1 rRNA gene is annotated in these 3,014 nt (G+C 51.2%); it reads left to right on the top strand.

What is annotated here, in order from left to right:
* The first annotated feature begins 39 nt into the window (after positions 1 to 39).
* A 23S ribosomal RNA gene (locus CWS01_RS20265) occupies positions 40 to 2,976 on the top strand.
* The last annotated feature ends 38 nt before the right edge of the window (positions 2,977 to 3,014 follow it).

The raw sequence follows: 3,014 nt of genomic DNA, 5'->3' as shown, positions 1-3,014 counted from the left end.
GTAATCGCCATTTTAGTTTTTTCTCTTTTAAAAAGAGTAAGTTAAGTTAGAAAGGGCGCACGGTGGATGCCTTGGCACTAGGAGCCGATGAAGGACGGTACTAACACCGATATGCTTCGGGGAGCTGTAAGTAAGCTTTGATCCGGAGATTTCCGAATGGGGAAACCCTCTATCCGTAATGGGATAGAATCTTTATCTGAATACATAGGATACTGAAGGCAGACCCGGGGAACTGAAACATCTAAGTACCCGGAGGAAGAGAAAGCAAACGCGATTCCCTGAGTAGCGGCGAGCGAAACGGGATTAGCCCAAACCAAGAGGCTTGCCTCTTGGGGTTGTAGGACACTCTACATGGAGTTACAAAGGAACGGGGTAAACGAATAGGTCTGGAAAGGCCAGTCATAGAAGGTAAAAACCCTGTAGTTGAAACTTCGTTCCCTCCTGAGTGGATCCTGAGTACGGCGGGACACGAGAAATCCCGTCGGAAGCAGGGAGGACCATCTCCCAAGGCTAAATACTCCCTAGTGACCGATAGTGAACCAGTACCGTGAGGGAAAGGTGAAAAGCACCCCGGAAGGGGAGTGAAATAGATCCTGAAACCGTGTGCCTACAAGTAGTTAGAGCCCTTTTATGGGTGATAGCGTGCCTTTTGTAGAATGAACCGGCGAGTTACGATTACATGCGAGGTTAAGTTGAAGAGACGGAGCCGCAGCGAAAGCGAGTCTGAATAGGGCGAATTAGTATGTGGTTGTAGACCCGAAACCAGGTGATCTACCCATGTCCAGGGTGAAGTCCAGGTAACACTGGATGGAGGCCCGAACCCACGCACGTTGAAAAGTGCGGGGATGAGGTGTGGGTAGCGGAGAAATTCCAATCGAACTTGGAGATAGCTGGTTCTCTCCGAAATAGCTTTAGGGCTAGCCTCAAGGTAAGAGTATTGGAGGTAGAGCACTGTTTGGACTAGGGGCCCCCATCGGGTTACCGAATTCAGACAAACTCCGAATGCCAAATACTTATCCTTGGGAGTCAGACTGCGAGTGATAAGATCCGTAGTCAAGAGGGAAACAGCCCAGACCACCAGCTAAGGTCCCAAAGTATACGTTAAGTGGAAAAGGATGTGGAGTTGCTTAGACAACCAGGATGTTGGCTTAGAAGCAGCCACCATTTAAAGAGTGCGTAATAGCTCACTGGTCGAGTGACTCTGCGCCGAAAATGTACCGGGGCTAAACGTATCACCGAAGCTGTGGATTGACATCTATGATGTCAGTGGTAGGAGAGCGTTCTAAGGGCGTTGAAGCTAGACCGTAAGGACTGGTGGAGCGCTTAGAAGTGAGAATGCCGGTATGAGTAGCGAAAGATGAGTGAGAATCTCATCCACCGAATGCCTAAGGTTTCCTGAGGAAGGCTCGTCCACTCAGGGTTAGTCGGGACCTAAGCCGAGGCTGAAGAGCGTAGGCGATGGACAACAGGTTGATATTCCTGTACCACCTTATGAACCATTTGAGTGATGGGGGGACGCAGGAGGATAGGGTAAGCGTGCTGTTGGATTAGCACGTCCAAGCAGTTAGGCTGGTAATGAGGCAAATCCCGTTACCATATAAGGCTGAGCTGTGACGGCGAGGGAAATATAGTACCGAAGTTCCTGATTCCACACTGCCAAGAAAAGCCTCTAGCGAGGTTCAAGGTGCCCGTACCGCAAACCGACACAGGTAGGCGAGGAGAGAATCCTAAGGTGAGCGAGAGAACTCTCGTTAAGGAACTCGGCAAAATGACCCCGTAACTTCGGGAGAAGGGGTGCTCTTTTGGGTGTTAAAGCCCGAGAGAGCCGCAGTGAATAGGCCCAGGCGACTGTTTAGCAAAAACACAGGTCTCTGCGAAGCCGCAAGGCGAAGTATAGGGGCTGACACCTGCCCGGTGCTGGAAGGTTAAGAGGAGGGGTTAGCCGCAAGGCGAAGCTCTGAATTGAAGCCCCAGTAAACGGCGGCCGTAACTATAACGGTCCTAAGGTAGCGAAATTCCTTGTCGGGTAAGTTCCGACCCGCACGAAAGGTGTAACGATCTGGGCACTGTCTCAACGAGAGACTCGGTGAAATTATAGTACCTGTGAAGATGCAGGTTACCCGCGACAGGACGGAAAGACCCCGTGGAGCTTTACTGTAGCCTGATATTGAATTTTGGTACAGCTTGTACAGGATAGGTAGGAGCCTTGGAAGCCGGAGCGCTAGCTTCGGTGGAGGCATTGGTGGGATACTACCCTGGCTGTATTGACATTCTAACCCGCACCCCTTATCGGGGTGGGAGACAGTGTCAGGTGGGCAGTTTGACTGGGGCGGTCGCCTCCTAAAAAGTAACGGAGGCGCCCAAAGGTTCCCTCAGAATGGTTGGAAATCATTCGTAGAGTGTAAAGGCACAAGGGAGCTTGACTGCGAGACCTACAAGTCGAGCAGGGACGAAAGTCGGGCTTAGTGATCCGGTGGTTCCGCATGGAAGGGCCATCGCTCAACGGATAAAAGCTACCCCGGGGATAACAGGCTTATCTCCCCCAAGAGTCCACATCGACGGGGAGGTTTGGCACCTCGATGTCGGCTCATCGCATCCTGGGGCTGTAGTCGGTCCCAAGGGTTGGGCTGTTCGCCCATTAAAGCGGTACGCGAGCTGGGTTCAGAACGTCGTGAGACAGTTCGGTCCCTATCCGTCGTGGGCGTAGGAAATTTGAGAGGAGCTGTCCTTAGTACGAGAGGACCGGGATGGACGCACCGCTGGTGTACCAGTTGTCTTGCCAAAGGCATAGCTGGGTAGCTATGTGCGGAAGGGATAAGTGCTGAAAGCATCTAAGCATGAAGCCCCCCTCGAGATGAGATTTCCCATAGCGTAAGCTAGTAAGATCCCTGAAAGATGATCAGGTTGATAGGTTTGAGGTGGAAGCGTGGCGACATGTGGAGCTGACAAATACTAATAGATCGAGGACTTAACTTTAATATATGATTACTCTAACTTTCTTCTTACTCCATAAT

Source organism: Niallia nealsonii, assembly GCF_002835805.1.
GTDB lineage: Bacteria > Bacillota > Bacilli > Bacillales > Cytobacillaceae > Niallia > Niallia nealsonii.
The sequence above is the reverse complement of the archived record's forward strand: the minus strand, read 5'-3'. Positions and strand labels throughout refer to the sequence as shown.